Annotated in this window: 13 protein-coding genes; 5 read left to right on the plus strand and 8 right to left on the minus strand. The window is 70.6% G+C overall.

The features are described from left to right. Positions 1-15: 15 nt before the first annotated feature. Positions 16-1,299, plus strand: a complete 1,284-nt coding sequence (locus D7V88_RS28385; RefSeq protein WP_244238442.1) for a phospholipase D-like domain-containing protein — start codon at positions 16-18, stop codon at positions 1,297-1,299. Positions 1,300-1,440: 141 nt separating this feature from the next. Continuing rightward, the gene (acnA, locus tag D7V88_RS28390; protein WP_120543759.1) at positions 1,441-4,179 is read left to right on the plus strand and encodes an aconitate hydratase AcnA; all 2,739 of its coding nucleotides are present in this window, start codon (positions 1,441-1,443) and stop codon (positions 4,177-4,179) included. Positions 4,180-4,270: 91 nt separating this feature from the next. Here the strand turns inward: acnA and D7V88_RS28395 are convergent, their stop codons facing one another. From D7V88_RS28395 to D7V88_RS28420, 6 genes are all read right to left on the minus strand, one after another. After that, on the minus strand, positions 4,271-4,693 hold the full coding sequence (locus tag D7V88_RS28395; RefSeq protein WP_120543760.1) for an HD domain-containing protein: 423 nt from the start codon (positions 4,691-4,693) through the stop codon (positions 4,271-4,273). A 42-nt stretch (positions 4,694-4,735) separates the two neighbouring features. After that, the gene (locus D7V88_RS28400; RefSeq protein ID WP_120543761.1) at positions 4,736-5,371 is read right to left on the minus strand and encodes a hypothetical protein; all 636 of its coding nucleotides are present in this window, start codon (positions 5,369-5,371) and stop codon (positions 4,736-4,738) included. A gap of 8 nt (positions 5,372-5,379) precedes the next feature. Beyond that, a complete protein-coding gene (locus D7V88_RS28405; protein WP_120543770.1) occupies positions 5,380-6,492 on the minus strand; it encodes a PilW family protein in 1,113 nt (370 codons plus the stop codon). 14 nt (positions 6,493-6,506) lie between these two features. After that, the gene (locus D7V88_RS28410) at positions 6,507-7,115 is read right to left on the minus strand and encodes a PulJ/GspJ family protein (protein ID WP_120543762.1); all 609 of its coding nucleotides are present in this window, start codon (positions 7,113-7,115) and stop codon (positions 6,507-6,509) included. After that, complete coding sequence (locus D7V88_RS28415) at positions 7,112-11,344, minus strand: pilus assembly protein (protein ID WP_120543763.1); 4,233 nt, start codon at positions 11,342-11,344, stop codon at positions 7,112-7,114. The genes D7V88_RS28410 and D7V88_RS28415 overlap by 4 nt, the downstream gene beginning before the upstream one ends. A gap of 209 nt (positions 11,345-11,553) precedes the next feature. Continuing rightward, the gene (locus tag D7V88_RS28420) at positions 11,554-11,946 is read right to left on the minus strand and encodes a peptide chain release factor-like protein (protein ID WP_120543764.1); all 393 of its coding nucleotides are present in this window, start codon (positions 11,944-11,946) and stop codon (positions 11,554-11,556) included. Between the two features lie 257 nt (positions 11,947-12,203). Here D7V88_RS28420 and D7V88_RS28425 point away from each other — a divergent pair, with 257 nt between their 5' ends. Both D7V88_RS28425 and D7V88_RS28430 read left to right on the plus strand, forming a co-directional pair. Continuing rightward, positions 12,204-12,758 (plus strand): YceI family protein, encoded by a 555-nt coding sequence (locus tag D7V88_RS28425; RefSeq protein WP_120543765.1) that lies wholly within the window; start codon positions 12,204-12,206, stop codon positions 12,756-12,758. A gap of 62 nt (positions 12,759-12,820) precedes the next feature. Beyond that, positions 12,821-13,516, plus strand: coding sequence for a pirin family protein (locus D7V88_RS28430; RefSeq protein ID WP_120543766.1), 696 nt, complete (start codon positions 12,821-12,823; stop codon positions 13,514-13,516). Between the two features lie 51 nt (positions 13,517-13,567). Here the strand turns inward: D7V88_RS28430 and D7V88_RS28435 are convergent, their stop codons facing one another. Then, positions 13,568-14,281, minus strand: a complete 714-nt coding sequence (locus tag D7V88_RS28435; protein ID WP_120543767.1) for a hypothetical protein — start codon at positions 14,279-14,281, stop codon at positions 13,568-13,570. Positions 14,282-14,364: 83 nt separating this feature from the next. Next, complete coding sequence (locus D7V88_RS28440) at positions 14,365-15,264, minus strand: histone deacetylase family protein (protein WP_120543768.1); 900 nt, start codon at positions 15,262-15,264, stop codon at positions 14,365-14,367. 127 nt (positions 15,265-15,391) lie between these two features. Here D7V88_RS28440 and D7V88_RS28445 point away from each other — a divergent pair. Continuing rightward, positions 15,392-15,631: hypothetical protein (locus tag D7V88_RS28445; protein WP_147448899.1), on the plus strand; the 240-nt coding region annotated here is incomplete at its 3' end.

Raw genomic sequence — 15,631 nt, forward strand, 5'->3', positions numbered from 1 at the left:
ACCCTGACATGGGTGATGCGTGAGCTTCGGGGGGCGGAGGGCGGGGTGGAGGAGCGGGTTCCGACAGGGGCCCGGCCGGTTCGGGCCCTGGCCCGGAGCCCGGGGCCGGTGCCGGAGCACGGCCCGGTGTGGAGCCCCGGGGTGTCCCGGCGGCTGCTCGCCCGCTACTACCTGCCCCAGCGCCACACCACGCTGCAGGGCAACGCGTGCCGCCTCCTGCGCGACGGCGTGGAGGCCTATCCGGAGATGCTGGAGGCCATCCGCCGGGCGCGCCGCTCCATCCGCCTGGAGACGTACATGTTCGTCACCGACGCGGTGGGCGAACTGTTCGGTCAGGCCCTGGCGGAGGCCGCCGAGCGCGGCGTGCACGTGAAGGTCCTCTACGACGCGGTGGGTTCATGGACCAGCCGCAGGAGCTTCTTCGAGGGCCTGCGCCAGCGCGGCGTGGACGTGCGGGCCTTCAAGCCCTTCAGCCTGTCGCGCGGGCTGCGCCACCTGTTCCGCCGCGACCACCGGAAGATCCTGGTCGTGGACGGCACGGTGGCCTTCACGGGCGGGGTGAACATCGCCGCGCACTGGGCGCCGGAGGGGCAGGGCGTCGCGTGGCGCGACGACGTGCTCAAGATTGAGGGCCCCGCGGTGCATGAGCTGGAGCGCCGCTTCCTCGCCACGTGGCGGATGATGTTCCAGGACCGGCTGAGCCGTCTCAAGCGGCGCATCCGGGGCGGCGTGCGCCTGCCGGAGCCCGGGCCGCAGCGCGGCGACGTGGGGCTGGCGGTGCTGTCCAGCCGCCGCAGCATCCACCGCGCCTACCTGCACGCCATCCAGCGCTCGCGCCAGAGCGTGCTCATCGCCGCGGGCTACTTCGTGCCGGACCGCCGGCTGGTCGCCGCGCTCAAGGACGCGGCGAAGCGCGGCGTGGAGGTGAGCCTGCTGCTCAACGGCGGCAAGAGCGACCATCCCATCCTGGAGCACGCCACGCGCGCGTTCTACGAACCGCTGATGAGCGCCGGCATCCGCATCTTCGAATGGCAGCGCGGCGTGCTGCACGCCAAGACGGCGGTGGTGGACGGCATCTGGGGCACCATCGGTTCGTTCAACCTGGAGCGGCTGTCCCTGGCGTTCAACCACGAGGTCAACGCGGTGTTCGCGGACCCCCGGCTGGGGCGCGAACTGGAGGATTCCTTCCGCACGGACTGCGGCGACTGTCGCGAGGTGGACCTGGCCGTCTTCCTGCGCCGGCCCCTCTGGCAGAAGGCCGTGGAGCGGGTGCTGTACTTCTTCCGCAAGGTTCTCTGAGCAACCTCCGGGGCTGGCCCGGGAAACAGGGGGTTCCAGGCAACCGTCCACCGCCTTCAACGCGGTGCAGGAACCCTTTGCATGCCGGGTGCGAGGGCCATAGAAGTTGCCTCATTCCGGCACGGAAGGACGGCAACGCACATGACGGACAGTTTCGGCACGAAAGCCAAGCTCAAGGTGGGCTCGACCACCTATGACCTCTTCAGCCTGGGGACGCTGGCGAAGTCCCACCCGGCGGTGAACCGCCTCCCGTTCTCCCTGAAGGTCCTGCTGGAGAACCTGCTGCGCAACGAGGACGGCCGCGTCGTCAAGCGCGAGCACATCGAGAAGATGCTCGCCTGGGACCCCAAGGCGGCCCCGGAGACCGAAATCTCCTTCCACCCCGCGCGCGTGCTGCTCCAGGACTTCACCGGCGTGCCCGCCGTCGTGGACATGGCCGCCATGCGCGAGGCGCTCGCCGCCATGGGGGGTGATCCCGCGAAGATCAACCCGCGCAACCCGGCCGACCTCGTCATCGACCACTCGGTGCAGATCGACTCGTTCGCCACCACCGCGGCCTTCAAGGAGAACGCGGAGCTGGAGTTCGAGCGCAACCGCGAGCGCTATGCCTTCCTGCGCTGGGGCCAGAGCGCGTTCAAGGGCTTTGGCGTCGTGCCGCCGGACATCGGCATCTGCCACCAGGTGAACCTGGAGTTCCTGGCGCAGGTGACGTTCCGCCAGGGCACCACGGTGTACCCGGACACGCTCGTGGGCACCGACAGCCACACGACGATGATCAACGGCCTGGGCGTTGTGGGCTGGGGCGTGGGCGGCATCGAGGCGGAGGCGGCGCTGCTGGGCCAGCCCATCACGATGCTCATTCCGCAGGTGGTGGGCTTCAGGCTCACCGGCAAGCTGCCCCCGGGCGCGACGGCGACGGACCTGGTGCTCACCGTCACGCAGATGCTCCGCAAGAAGGGCGTCGTCGGCAAGTTCGTGGAGTTCTACGGCAACGGCCTGAAGAACCTGTCGCTGCCGGACCGCGCCACCATCGCGAACATGGCCCCGGAGTACGGCGCCACCATCGGCTTCTTCCCCGTGGACGAGGAGAGCTGCAACTACCTGCGCTTCACCGGCCGCCCGGATGACGTCGTGGCGCTGACGGAGGCGTACGCGAAGGAGCAGGGCCTGTGGCGCACGGATGACGCGCAGGACCCCCTCTTCACCGACTCGCTGGAGCTGGACCTGGCCTCCGTGGTGCCCAGCCTCGCGGGCCCCAAGCGCCCGCAGGACCGCGTGCCCCTGAAGGACATGAAGGCGGGCTACGAGGCGTCGCTCGTGGAGATGCTGTCCGCCGGCAAGAGCAAGGGCGAGGACGACGAAGGCCCCAAGGGCGGCGCCAAGGCCCCCGCGGCCCCGGTGCCCCCGGAGCGGCTGGCCCAGAGCGTCACCGTGAAGAACGGCCGGCAGAGCTACCAGGTGGGCCATGGCGCGGTGGTCATCGCGTCCATCACCTCCTGCACCAACACGTCCAACCCGGCCGTGCTGGTGGCCGCCGGCATCCTGGCGAAGAACGCCGTGGAGAAGGGCCTCAAGCCCCAGCCGTGGGTGAAGACGAGCCTCGCCCCCGGCAGCCGCGTCGTCACCGAGTACCTGCGCGACGCGGGCCTGCTGCCCTACCTGGAGGCCGTGGGCTTCCACGTCGTGGGCTACGGCTGCACCACCTGCATCGGCAACTCCGGCCCGCTGCCGGAGGCCGTGTCCAACGCGGTGGTGGAGGGCGACCTCGTGGTGGCCGCGGTGCTGTCGGGCAATCGCAACTTCGAGGGCCGCATCAACCCGCACGTGCGCATGAACTACCTGGCGAGCCCCCCGCTCGTGGTGGCGTACGCGCTGGCCGGTGAAGTGGGCCGCGACCTGAACAACGAGCCGCTGGGCACGGACCCCAACGGCAAGCCGGTGTTCCTCAAGGACATCTGGCCCTCCGACCAGGAGATCCGGGAGACGATCCGCACGGCCGTGAAGCCGGAGCAGTTCCGCAGCCAGTACGCGAACGCGATGGACGGCGACGCTCTGTGGCAGCAGCTCCAGGTGAGCAAGGGCTCCACCTTCCAGTGGGAGGAGAAGTCCACCTACGTGCGCAAGCCGCCCTTCTTCGAGAACCTCCCGAAGGAGCCCAAGGCGGTGCAGGACATCAAGGGCGCGCGCGTGCTGGCGCTCCTGGGTGACTCCGTCACGACGGACCACATCTCGCCCGCCGGCAACATCGCGAAGACGAGCCCCGCCGCGAAGTACCTGATGGCGGAGGGCGTGGAGCCCAAGGACTTCAACTCCTACGGCGCCCGTCGCGGCAACCACGAGGTGATGGTGCGCGGCACCTTCGCCAACATCCGCCTGAAGAACCTGCTGGTTCCCGGCGTGGAGGGTGGCGTCACCGTGCACATCCCCACCCGCGAGCGGATGAGCATCTACGACGCGTCCATGAAGTACCAGGCGGACAACATCCCGCTCGTGGTGCTGGCGGGCGCCGAGTACGGCACCGGCTCCAGCCGCGACTGGGCGGCCAAGGGCACGCAGCTTTTGGGCGTGAAGGCCGTCATCGCCAAGAGCTTCGAGCGCATCCACCGCTCCAACCTCGTGGGCATGGGCGTGCTGCCCCTCCAGTTCGACGCGGGCCAGGACGCGCAGTCGCTGGGCCTCACCGGGCAGGAGACGTTCGAAATCACGGGCGTCGCGGACGGACTCGCGCCGCAGAAGAAGCTCACCGTGAAGGCCACCGGCGGCGAGAAGGGCCCCATCGAGTTCACGGCGGTGTGCCGCATCGACACGCCCAACGAGCTCGACTACTACCGCAACGGCGGCATCCTCCAGTACGTGCTGCGCCAGCTCGCCAAGGCGTAACGCGCTATTCCGGAGTCTGTCGTTCCCGGCCCGGCCGCCCTCGCTCCACGGAGGGTCGCCGGGCCGTCGTCTTTCCGGCGCGTGCTGGGGACTACTGCGCGCGCAGGCGCGTCCAGGCGGCCACGTAGCGCGACAGCCTTTCGGCGTCCTTCGGCGTGACGGCGGACAGCCGCCGCACGTCCATGTTGTCCTCCAGGTCCGCCAGCTTCACGCGGCGGGCCAGGGGGTGGGGCAGGAGCCTTTCGATGAAGGCCTCGTAGCTCTCCCCCTCGCGCTTCGTGAGGCAGTCCAGCGCGGAGAGGATGTCCTCCGCGTAGCCCAGCTCGCGCAGGCGCTCCAGCGTGTAGGGCGTGTCCTCCACCACGTCGTGGAGGACGGCCACCGTGCGCTCGGCATCCGAGGACAGGCGCAGCATCACCCGCAGGGGGTGGAGGATGTAGGGCTGTCCTGCCTTGTCGCGCTGACCCTGGTGCGCGGCCACCGACAGGGCGATGGCGTCTTCGAGCGTGGGCATGGCGGGCAGCTTCTCACGCCCGTCACGCGCAGGCCCGACCGTTCAACGGTTCAGGTTCCCGGAGCCGGTGCCGCCCGCGTTCTGCGCGGTGTAGGCCTGACCGCCGCCGTTGTACTGGAGGATGCCCTCCACGGCGAGGCCGGTGGTGTCCTGCTGGTTGGTGTCACCCCGGCGTGGAATCAGCGTGTCGCTGATGCACAGCGCGCCCACCACCACCTGCTGGTCGTTGTCGCGCGCCCAGTCGTTGTCCAGCGGCTTGAACTCGTCCTCGTTGTCGCGGATGTAGATGTAGACGTCGTCCTTCCCGTCTCCATCCAGGTCCGCGAACAGCGACGGGTTGGCGGCCTTGATGGCGTTGCGGCCCGTGGCGGCCGTGGGGTCGCGTGGCAGGGCGGGCGCGGTGTTGGTGGACGAGGCCACGGGGTCGTAGACGGACGGCGCGGCGAGGAAGGTGTTCCACTGCGCGTAGTTGCGGCCGAAGTAGCCGCGCGCAAGCTGCAGGCCACTCTCCGCGCAGCTCTGCCGCTGGCCGGCGCGACTGTAGGACACCGCGCGGGTGCGCTCGCTGCTGGCGTAGGCCATCACGCCCGCCACCAGCCCCAGCAGCACGGTGACGAGCAGCACGACGAGCAGCAGCGTGGCGCCGCGGGCGGAACGGGAGGAGGGGCGCGGGGACATGGGCGGACTCACAGGCTGGCCGACGCCAGGTTGGGCAGTTCGGCCCGGCGTGAGAAGAGGCTGCGGAAGTAGCCGTCCGCGGTGGCGGAGGCGGGCGGGGTGTGGTTCTCCACGGCGATGGGCAGGTCCTCGGCGAGCACCGCCTGGTTCTGCGTGTCGCGCCGGGGATTGCGGCCGGTGGCCACCACGCTGATGCGCACCGAGCGCAGGCCCGGGGTGAACTCCGGCGACAGCCCGTCCTGGAAGACGTAGCTGGAAGGGTCGCCCGAGTTCGTCGCGTCCACGCCGAAGGCCACCTGGAAGTCCTCCACGAAGTCCTGGAGCACCAGCGGGTCACCCATGTCCATGAAGGGGCGGCCCGCGGCGTCGGTGGCGGGGATGCCCTCCGCGCGCATCAGCGCCTTGCGGCCCCCCGTGGCGGGGTTCGGCGCGATGAAGAAGTGCAACAGCCGCGCGGTGTACACGAGGTCCCCGCGCTGGAAGCCGCCCTTGTGGGGCGCGTTGGAGAAGCCCGGCACGCCGGTCTCCAGGTAGTTCACCGTGGCGGTGGGCGGGCTGCTCACCACCGTCGCCTGGGTGAGCAGCGCGGCGCTCTTCATGTTGCTGGCCACCAGCATGGCGTTGGCGGCCGGGGCGGTGCTGGGGGTGCCTACGCAGTTGACCTGGAGCGAGCCGGTGCCCGGCTGCACCACCGTCATCGCCGCGCCCGGCGCGCAGTCGCGGCCCAGGTAGTTGCGGTCCGGCACCACCAGCCACAGGTCGTCGGTGCCTTCGGTGCCCGGCACGTTGCCGGTGGTGGTGGCGGTGAGCAGGCCCGTGCCCGCGCCGTCCCCGCCGAAGACGGGGTTGATGCGCTGGGGCACGCCCGCGGACACCACCCAGAGGCCCTCGGACATGCCCGCGCCGGCCTGCCGCACGGCCGACAGCAGGGCCTCTCCGGCCAGCCGCGCGTGGTCGTGGCTGTCGCCCACGTGCTCCGTGTTGTGCACCACGCGCCCGCCCGCCAGCAGCAGGGCGGCGGCGGCGGCGAGGATGATGATGGCCAGCGCCGAGGCCACCATCGTCTCCAGCAGCGTCATGCCGCGCGGCACGGCGTGCCCGCGCGCCTGCTTCGTTTCCATCCGGTGCACCCGCGTCATTGGACGAACACCTCGCTGTGGACGACGGCGCGCTCCAGGCTGTCGCCCTTGCGGAACACGCGCGTCCAGACGGTGAAGGGCAGGGCGCCCGCGGGCACCAGCGCCTGGGACGCGGGCGGCAGGTCGCGGGGCAGCCCCTTGGTCACCAGGATTTCGCGGCAGTAGACATCCTTGGGCAGCACCGAGTCCGGGGTGCTGTCCACGCACGGCGTGTTGGCGGGCACGCCCGTCATGGGCTCCACCTCGCCGGTGGGCTTCACGCGGAAGTAGGCGCCGGTCCCCACGTCCGCTGTGACCGGGGCGCTCGGGTCCAGCGTCCACGGCGCCGTGCCGAAGGGAATCTCGGGCGGGAAGGTGCCCGGCCGGTCCACGGCCTGGAGCAGCAGGTCCGACTTCGACGCCAGCCACAGCCGCTGGACGCGCGCCTCCAGCAGCATGCGCCGGCCCTGGAGCACCTGGCCGTCCTTCACGTCGCGCGTGGCGGCCACCATGCCCATCACGGCGCCCACGGCGGCCAGGGCCAGGATGCCCATGGAGATGAGCACCTCCAGCAGGCCACTGCCGCGCGCGCGGCCATGGGTATCGAGGCGGACGGAGGGGCTCATTCGAAGAACCTCTGGCTCCAGTTGAGCAGTTGGTAGAGCACGCCGTTGTTGCCGTTCACGGAGTCCTTCGTGTTGGGGCTGGAGGGGCCCTCGGTGGTGGCGTTGTCGATGCGCGTGACGTGCAGCGCGCTGACCTGCGCGCCCACCACGAAGTCCTGCGACGCGCCCCCATTCTCGCGGTGGTAGACGGCCACGCCGCCGTAGTTGGCCAGCGTCGTGCCCGCCATCGGCCGGTAGCTCCCCGCGGACGTGGGCGCCTCGCCCAGGTCGATGCTGTAGGTTGCGCCCCGGATGGAGCCGCTGAGCAGCATGGGGTCGTTCACCGACTCCTGCGCGGTGCTGAAGTACGCGGTGCGCCCGGCGATGGTGATGTTGCCGTAGACGTGCTCGGGCGCGCTGAAGACGAGCGGGAAGGGCGGCGGCTCGCGCAGCACGCCGTAGGTGGTCGCCTCCGAATGGACCACGCTCGCGGGGATGGGCGTGACGCCGTCCAACTGCTTGCCGTCCGTGCCCAGGGGCAGCCGGTACTCCGGGTCCAGCAAGAGGACGTGGAGGCGGCCCGCGACGGAGTCCGACACCCAGTCCATGCCGGCGGTGCCCACCAGGGCCACCATCTTGCCCTGGTAGTTCGCGAAGGCGGACGCCTCATCCACCCCTTCGCGGGGAATCCGCGCCAGGCCCACGTTGGTGCTGATGGGCTGCGACGTGGCCGGCAGGCCGCCGATGTTCATCGCGGTGTACTTGCAGGGGGCGGCTTCGCTGCACGCGGGGCCCAGGCGCGCCACGTTGACGTTCATGCCGGTGGACGCATCCAGCTCCCACAGCCGTCCCTCCATGTCGCCCACGTAGAGGCGCGCGGCGCCGCTCATGTCCTGCGACACGGTGGGCGCGGCGGGCGCGCTGTTGTCCACGCCCGTCGTGTAGCCCTGCTGCCACTGCCACAGCTTCTGGCCGTTGGCCGCGTCGATGGCGAACACCTGCACGCCCTTGGCCGGAGTGCCCGGCGCGCCGGAGCTGCTGGACGCGACGAACACGGTGTAGACGGGCTCCAGCCCCAGCCGGCCCACGCCCACTGACAGGCCGCGTGAGCCGCCCAGGCCGCTGTAGTCGTAGAGGCCGCTGGCGCCACGGCCCGGATCCGCCGCGGGCGGCAGCCGGAAGATGCTGGTGTCCTCGTCCCAGGTGTACGTCCAGTCCAGGCCGCCCTGGCCGCGGTCCGCCAGTGACACGGCGGTGTGCGGCGCGCTGGCGCTGCTGTAGTGGCTGCCCACCAGGTGCCACAGCAGCACCGGCTTGAGCGGGTTGGTGACGTCCATGGCGAACAGGTCGCGGCCCGTCTGGCCCACGTTGGTCACCAGCACGGTGTGCCATTCGCGCCGGCCGGTGCCGACGAAGTCCGCGAACACGTCGAACACCACGGGCGCGCTGTTCACCCGGGCGGTGTTGTTGCGCAGGCCCACGAGCTGCGTGGCCGGCAGGAAGCTCCACAACTCCGTGCCCGGAGGCGGCGTGGAGCCGCTGCGGAAGCCCGCCGCGTAGTCCGTCTTGAAGCGCGCGGTAGCGTCCGGGTTGGGGAACTGGAGGTCCTCCTGGGGGCCGTCGTAGCGCTTGCCGCCGGAGACGTAGAAGGCGTGCACCTGACCGTCCAGGCCCGCCGCGTAGGCCACCGTCGGACGGGGGTTGCCCTTGTCGGGGATGTTGTCGCTCGCGGGCACCACCACCGGGGAGGAGTGGATGAAGCCGCCCAGGTGCGCGCGGTTGTCCGCGTCCTCGTTGTTGCACTGGTTGTCGGCGGGTTCGAGGATCGTGGTGCCGCTGCCGTCGCGGCCGGTGGAGGTCGCGAAGCAGAAGCCGCGCACGCGCTGGAGCATCTGTGTCACCGCGCGGAAGTCGATGGCCAACTGGGTCTGGTTGAGCAGCGTGTTGAGCACGCCGAAGTCGGCGCCGCCCACCTGCGGCGTGTACTGCGTCGCCTGCTGCAGGTCGCACACGCCGTCGGGGCCGCGCACGAAGTCATAGCGGAAGCTGCCATCGCGGGACGTGGCGCGGCCCAGCTTCATCACGTCCACGCAGCCAGGGTTGGGGGCGCTGCCGTAGCTGCTGTTGATGCGCGTGCCGGAGACCTCCTCTGGCACCCAGCCCACCTGGAGGACACCATGGGGCGCGGTGCGGTTGGGGCCCAGCACCGGGTTCTCCGTCACCTCGCCGCCGAAGTAGGTGAAGAGGTTGCGCGCGCCCGGGCGGGGCAGGCGCGCGTCCGCGTTCCAGAGGGTGCCGTCGTCCAGGGTGTTCTCGCCGGTGGAGAGCGCGTTGCCCCCGATGAGCGAGTGGGCGCGCAGCGTGCCCGGGTAGTAGGGGAACACCCAGTGCGAACCCTGCGCGGGGGTGTACGTGTCCGCGCCGGGCGGGTAGCCGGACACCGCGTCGTAGGAGGTCTTGAACAGCAGGGCGCGCGAACCGTCCGCGTCGCTGCCGTTGGTGTCGTCCAGCGTCACCGGGGCGGAGACGGTGCGCTCGCTCTGCAGCGGTTCGGAGCCCAGGTTGAGCAGCGTGTTGAGCACGATGCGCGTGCCCGCGACGCTGTCCTTGAAGTCGTGGCCCGCCAGGTAGACGACCGTCGCCTTCTGCGGATCATTGTCCTTCTGGACGAAGGAGAAGAAGTCATGGCCGCGCGTGGAGGGGCTGACCGCCACATCCGGGGCGCTGTCGTAGCGCTCGCCGCGCTCGTAGTCCTTCCAGCTCACCGCCAGCCGCCGCACGCCGTCCTTGTAGGCGGCGGCGCGGTAGTTCTCCGTTTGGCCCGCCACGTTCTTGTAGCGGAAGTCGCCCACCTGGGAGAACGGGTCGCCGGGGTTGGGGTAGATCATGCAGGCCGGCCGGCCGCGGCTCTCGCTCAGGTAGTCCGGGTCGGAGCAGTTGCGGCCGTCCCAGTTGGCGCCGGGGCCGCCCAGCTTGTTGATCTCGAAGTTCACGTCGCCCTGGAAGTGCGAGCGCGCCATGGGCGTGTTGTCCGGGCGCTTGCTCGTCTCGTAGGACCAGATGCTGGCGCACTCGGCGAAGAGGCCGTTGCCACGCTGGTCGGTGAAGTGGGCGATGTTGTTGAGGACGTTCTCGCGCTGGTTGACGGCGCCGTCCCCGTTGGCGCTGTACTCGGCGCGGGTGCTGTCGCCAATCTCCCAGTGCGGCGCCCAGAACACGCGGTAGCGCGGCTTCTGCGTCGCCGGGTCGATGGCGTTGATCAGGCCGTTGGGGAACGCGGCGGTGGAGATGAGGTCCGCGTTGGCGTGGAGCGCGTCGTAGATGAGCCCGGGGCGACCGCCATTGATGGCGCACGGGGTGCTGGTGCCCTCGGGGCAACCGCCGGCGCCGGGGAAGTCCAGGCCCGCGTTGCGCAGGTAGTCGTCCAGCATGCCGCCCTTCACGTAGGACTTGTCCCCGGTGTTGTTGTCGTGCCGGTCCAACAGGGCGATCTTCGGCGGCACGCGGTTGAGGCGACGGCCGATGGGCGCGTTGAACTCGATGGTGGCCTGGTGCATGCGCACGTAGAAGCAGCCATTGCCGGTGCTGAACGTGTTGCAGGAGCACTCGGTGCGGAACTTGTTCGGCGAGTCCGGACCAGCGGCGGAGTTCAGGAAGTCGAGCGCGTTCTTCGCGTCCTTCGCGTCGATGATGAAGCTGCCGCCCATGTACTGCACGTCGCGAAAGCCGCTGCCGGTGTCGAGCGTCGTGCGCCGGAAGGCCGGCCGGGCCTCGCCGGTGGTGGTGGTGAAGTTCTCGATTTCGGCCTCGGGGAACAGGCCGGTCGCGGGCAGCGCCGCCAGCGGGGGCACCGGCACCACCGGCGCCGCGTCCGCGCGCGACACGTGGAAATCACAGCCGTCATTCCACTGTGGATCATTCCATGCGCCGCTGTTGGGCGCGGGCGGCAGGTGCTTGTTGGTGGGCACGCACCGGTTGGGCGACTTCTTCGTGTCGTCGATGGCCAGGTACACCGTCACCGGGTGCGCGGCGTTGAAGCCGCCCGCCTCGTTGGACTGCAGCAGGCGCCACACCAGCCCGTAGGCCGACAGGCTGCCGCAGCCCTGCTGGAAGGTGGCCTGCTCGGGGATGATGAGCGAGCCCTGGCTGAAGGTAACGATGTCCGTGGCCGACGCGGGCGCGGCCGCCAGCAGCGCGAGGCCCAACAGGGCGCGCCGCCAGGAGGAGGCTCCGAAGGAAGGGTGTGCCAAGGGTTCACCGGGGGTTGAGGGGCCAGCCAACCCCTCGGGGTCAGGGGCCACCCTCGGTGTGCACAGCGTGTGCCCCGCCAACGACGGCCATCACCCGAGGGGAGGCCTGGAAAGAAACCGTGGCGTTGTGGGCGGGCGCAGCCAGCGGCTACGCAAACCTTGCGAGGTCCGCACCGGGCTGCGTAGCGCGGCGCGGGGTGGCGGGCCGCCTACTCTCCGACCCGGCCGCCGCGGCCGGCCTTCTTCTCGGAGGTGCGCTTCTTCTCCTCCAGCCGACGCCGCTTGGAGCCCAGGGTGGGGCGGGTGGCTTTGCGCACCTTGGGCACGAACGTGAGGGCCTGGAGGCCCGCGCGCAGGCGGCGCACGGCGGCGTCCTTGTTCTGCGACTGGCTGCGACGCTCGGTCGCGGTGACGGACAGCTCCGTGGGCGGATGGCTGAGGCGCACGCCGCTGGCGGTGGTGTTGCGGTGCTGTCCGCCGGGACCGGAGGCGATGAAGAACTCCACGTCGCAGACCTTCAGCAGGGCCTCGTCATCCAGGGCGAGGGCCGCTCGGGCGGCCTGGCGTCGTGCGGGGGGTGCAACGGGGGTCGTCGGCGTCATGGCAGTCCTCAACGTAGCGCCGGGGGGACGACACGGGTACCGCCTCCCTGACGGCGGCCTCCCATCCATTTCGCGCGGCCCCGTCGGCGGGAGGGGCGGAAGTGCCTCTCTGATTGAGTGGGTGGATTCTCAATTTGAGAGCACTGGTGCCTCGGGAGGACGCTGTTTCCGAGTGGTTTCAGTGGGTTGGAGCATGGCCCGGCGGTTGCTCTAGGGGAGGGCATCCACCCGCTGCACGAATCCAAAGGACCTTCCCCATGGCCATCCAGACCTGGCAGCTCGACACGACGCACACCACCGTGGGTTTCACGGTGCGCCACATGGTGGTGGCGAAGGTGCACGGCCGCTTCACGCGCTTCGAGGGCAAGCTGACGCTCCAGGGCGACGACTTCACGAAGGCCTCCGTGGAGGTGAAGTTGGAGGCGGCGAGCCTCGACACCGGCGTGGAGGCGCGTGACAACCACCTGCGCTCGCCGGACTTCTTCGACGTGGCGGCCTTCCCGAAGCTCATCTTCCGCAGCAAGCGGGTGGAGGCGGTGAAGGGCGACCACTACCGCGTGGTGGGCGACCTGACGGTGCGCGACCAGACGCACGAAGTGGTGCTGGACGCGGAACTGCTGGGCCGCGCGAAGGATCCATTCGGCACGGAGCGCATCGCGTTCCAGGCGACCACGCACCTGGACCGCAAGCAGTTCGGGCTGACCTGGAATCAGGCGATGGAGGCGGGCGGGGTGCTGGTGGGCGAGCGGGTGGACATCAGCCTGGATGTGCAGGCGGTGCCGGCCACGGTGCCTGCGGACAAGGCGGCCTGACAGCCCTTCCCGCGTGCGGCGGGACCTCACGATGTGCAGTGAAACAAGCAGGGAGCGACACCATGATCTACGTACGAACGTCCGAAGCGCGGGGCCACGCCAACCACGGCTGGCTCGACACCCACCACACCTTCTCCTTCTCGGACTATTACGACCCGGACTTCATGGGGTTCCGCTCCCTGCGCGTCATCAACGAGGACACCGTCGCGGCGCGCCGGGGCTTCGGCAAGCACCCGCACCGGGACATGGAGATCCTCACCTACGTGGTGAGCGGCGCGGTAGAGCACCAGGACAGCATGGGCACGAAGGCGGTCATCCGGCCCGGAGAGGTGCAGCGCATGAGCGCGGGCACGGGCGTGCTGCACAGTGAGATGAACCCGTTGGATGAGCCGCTGCACCTGTTGCAGATCTGGCTGCTGCCGGAGCGCCAGGGCCTGCCGCCGGGCTACGAGCAGAAGCGCTTCGACGACGAAGAGCGGCGCGGCAAGTTCCGCGTGGTGGCGTCCCGCGACGGGCGCGACGGGTCGCTGACGGTGCACCAGGACGTGGTGCTGTCCGCGACGGTGCTCGCAGAAGGCGATAAGGCGGACTACGTGCTTTCGCCCGGCCGCCACGCGTGGCTCCAGGTCATCAAGGGCGAGGCAACGCTCAACGGGGTGACGGTGAAGGCGGGTGACGGCGCGGCGGTGTCGGAGGAGACGGCGCTGGCGTTCGCCGCGAAGACGCCCACGGAGGCGCTGCTCTTCGACATGGCCTGAGGGTGGCTTGATGCGGGCGGCGGGCCCCGGCGCGGAAGCCGGGGCCGCCGGCTAGAAGCTGCGCAGGTTGAACGTGAAGCCGGTGCTGGCGGTGCGGCCATCCGGGGCGGTGGCCACGAACCGCGTGACGACGGGCACGAGGCTGAGCGAGCGGTCCGCCGTGACGAAGAGCTGTGCGCTCGTCTGGCCCTCGGCCAGGGTGAGCGCGTCGGCGGTGAGGCGTTGGGTGGGCGACTCGAGCGTGATGACGAGCGGACCGGTGAAGCCCTCCGCGCGGGTCACCGTGACCGTCGTCTGGGCGCGCGCGCCCGGGATGAGGTCCACCTGGCGAGGCGTCACGGCGACGGAGAAGTCCGGCTGGGTCACGGGCGGCGGCAGGATGACCACGGCGATGCCGCTGCTGGCGGTGACTTCGTTGGCCGAATCATCGGCGACCAGTTGGATTCCGCCCACGCCGTAGGTGGTGACGGTGGCCGAGACGGCGAGCGTGAGGGTGGTGTTGACGATGGTTTCGCCCGCCGGGAGGACGAAGTCCGGGCCCAGGGTGACGCCCTCGGGCGCGCCCGTCACGCGGATGGGCATTTCGGTCAGGTTGTCCGCGATGCGCTGCACGGCGATGTCGTAGGGGACGGAGTCGCCGGGCGTCACCGTCACCGTGTCCGCGCCCGCCCAGTCCAGGCGGTAGTACGGCGCTCCGCTGCCACAACCCATGTCCAGGACCAGGGCGCAGACAAGGAGGGTGAGTCGGGAAAGGGGACGCTGCATGGGGGCTCTCCTGGGTGACGAAGCGGTGTGGAGCATGGGCTGGGGCAGAAGGGCCCGCAAGCGGCCAGGGGGAAGGGCGGGCGTCAGCGGAACAACGAACAGGCCGCCACATAAGTCCCGACGTGGGCCTCCAGCGACGGTGCCAGCGGCTTCGCGTAGCCGCCGCCCAGCGTGAGCACCGCGGGCAATCCGCGCTCGCGCGCCGCGCCCAGCACGCGCAGGTCCCGCGCCTTGAGGCCCGCGTGGGTGAGCGACAGCCGGCCAAGGGTGTCCTCCTCCAGCGGATCCACGCCCGCCTGGAAGAAGAGCAGGTCCGCGCGCGCGGACTCCAGGACGTGGGGCAGGTGGGTGTCGAGCAGGGCCAGGTACTCCGCGTCCCCCGCGCCATCCTCCAGTCCCACGTCCAGGTGCGACGGCTGCTTGCGGAAGGGGAAGTTGTGTTCGCCGTGCATGGAGAAGGTGAAGACGGCAGTGTCGCCCGCGAAGGTGGCCGCCGTGCCGTTGCCCTGGTGCACGTCCAGGTCCACCACCACCGCGCGCTGGATGGCGCCTTCGGCCTGGAGGACGCGGATGGCCACGGCGATGTCGTTGAAGACACAGAAGCCCTCCCCGTGGTCGGGGTACGCGTGGTGCGTGCCGCCCGCGAGGTTGGCGCCGAAGCCGTCCTCCAGCGCGGCGCGAGCGGCGGCCAGCGTGCCCCCCACGGAGGCGCGAGCGTTGTCCACGAGCAGGGGCGACCAGGGAAAGCCCAGCCGGCGCGACTCCGCGTCGGTGAGCGTGCCGCCGAAGAAGGCGTCCAGGTAGCGCGCGATGTGCACGCGCTCCAGGTCGGTTCGGTCCACGAGGGGCGCCTCGAAGAGGGAGGCGGGGGACAGGACGCCGCGCGCGAGCAGGGCCTCGCGCAGCAGGCGGTACTTCTCCATGGGAAAGCGGTGCCCTTCGGGAAGGGGCACGGCGTACCGGTCGGAGTGGAAGACGCGCACGGGGCAGGGGCGTAACGCCGCGTCGGAAGGGGTGCAACCGGGGGCGTAGACCTTCTGGCGGACCTGTCCGTTACAAGAGCAGGCGGCGCGCGGTGCCCGCCCCCGCCGTCTCATTCCGGAGCCCACCATGAAGCTGAAGCCCCTCTCGCGGGCCGTCCTGACGGCCGCGCTCGCCACCGGTCTGTCCGCCACCCCCGCCCTGGCGGTGACGCCCGTCACGCCCATCCACGAGTCGCCGCCGGTCGCGTCCACGGTCGCAGGCGAAGGCCTGGGGGCCACGGCCTTCTCCGCCGCTGGCTTCTCCGAACCGGGTTTCAGGGGAGCCCGGGCCGGGGCCTGGGCGTGCGCGACGGCGGTCAGCAGCAGG

Origin of the sequence: Corallococcus terminator, assembly GCF_003611635.1 — a bacterium.
Taxonomy (GTDB): domain Bacteria; phylum Myxococcota; class Myxococcia; order Myxococcales; family Myxococcaceae; genus Corallococcus; species Corallococcus terminator.

Excerpts from the sequence above, each read along its gene's own strand:
- D7V88_RS28410 (WP_120543762.1), bottom strand. The coding sequence starts at position 7,115 with ATGAGCCCCTCCGTCCGCCTCGATACCCATGGCCGCGCGCGCGGCAGT.
- D7V88_RS28430 (WP_120543766.1), top strand. The coding sequence starts at position 12,821 with ATGATCTACGTACGAACGTCCGAAGCGCGGGGCCACGCCAACCACGGC.
- D7V88_RS28420 (WP_120543764.1), bottom strand. The coding sequence starts at position 11,946 with ATGACGCCGACGACCCCCGTTGCACCCCCCGCACGACGCCAGGCCGCC.
- D7V88_RS28425 (WP_120543765.1), top strand. The coding sequence starts at position 12,204 with ATGGCCATCCAGACCTGGCAGCTCGACACGACGCACACCACCGTGGGT.
- D7V88_RS28405 (WP_120543770.1), bottom strand. The coding sequence starts at position 6,492 with ATGGAAACGAAGCAGGCGCGCGGGCACGCCGTGCCGCGCGGCATGACG.
- D7V88_RS28395 (WP_120543760.1), bottom strand. The coding sequence starts at position 4,693 with ATGCCCACGCTCGAAGACGCCATCGCCCTGTCGGTGGCCGCGCACCAG.
- D7V88_RS28385 (WP_244238442.1), top strand. The coding sequence starts at position 16 with ATGCGTGAGCTTCGGGGGGCGGAGGGCGGGGTGGAGGAGCGGGTTCCG.
- D7V88_RS28435 (WP_120543767.1), bottom strand. The coding sequence starts at position 14,281 with ATGCAGCGTCCCCTTTCCCGACTCACCCTCCTTGTCTGCGCCCTGGTC.
- D7V88_RS28400 (WP_120543761.1), bottom strand. The coding sequence starts at position 5,371 with ATGTCCCCGCGCCCCTCCTCCCGTTCCGCCCGCGGCGCCACGCTGCTG.
- acnA (WP_120543759.1), top strand. The coding sequence starts at position 1,441 with ATGACGGACAGTTTCGGCACGAAAGCCAAGCTCAAGGTGGGCTCGACC.